Genomic DNA, 708 nt, shown 5'->3' with positions numbered 1-708 from the left:
ATCATAAATAGCACAGGCAATAGGGCCAAAATGCGTTGTGCTTTTTTTAACATACTACTATAGCTAATAATCAATAAAATATAGCTTTTAAGTTGATACGATTAGCTGAACGAACATCATTTTTGAAAGAATCCCCAAAAATAGATTATGCACCATTCTCGTGAATAGACTACTCGATATAGCTTTCAAAATCTGATAAATATTTTTCCAAACCTTCGATTTGTAAACAATTAGCAAGCTTACATAACTGCTCAAATTCATTTTTTGAGATACTGGATAAAAATTGGTAATCCCAAGGATACGCAGGAAGATAGCTATATTCTTTGTGATCATGCCCCTCATAGTATTTTAACCAATCGGAAAGTTTACATAAACTATTTAGATTTATAGATTCTGGAAGTTGATGTATAGATTCGAAAAATTGCACATCATCAATTTGTAGGTAATCAGCAAATGCACGAAGACCCTTAAAATAAGCCTCTTTCTCCTCGCTATCACATCTATCTAGGTGCAATACAATCTGATATAACCAACAAGTCAAGGAACCAAAATCATCTTTATATTTTAAGTAATCAAGTGTATGTTTCTTTACCTCATAGGTAAATGGCGCTTGCTCAAGGTTTATATCTTTTTTTTCAAAAAACGGTATCTTTTTTGCTAGGTTTTTGGATAACTTATACAAGTTGTGATGTTGGTTATCAAGTTTCA

Annotated in this window: 1 protein-coding gene; it reads right to left on the bottom strand. The window is 31.8% G+C overall.

Annotation, left to right across the window (positions count from 1 at the left end; all coding sequences use genetic code 11):
* Window positions 1-169: 169 nt before the first annotated feature.
* Window positions 170-708 (bottom strand): hypothetical protein (locus tag MUW74_RS03995; RefSeq protein WP_243553089.1); only part of this gene is annotated, 539 nt, incomplete at its 5' end.

This window comes from Candidatus Cardinium sp. cBcalN2, assembly GCF_022810445.1.
In the GTDB taxonomy this organism is placed as follows: domain Bacteria; phylum Bacteroidota; class Bacteroidia; order Cytophagales; family Amoebophilaceae; genus Cardinium.
Note: the sequence above shows the minus strand (reverse complement) of the source record. Positions and strands in the feature narration are given on the sequence as shown.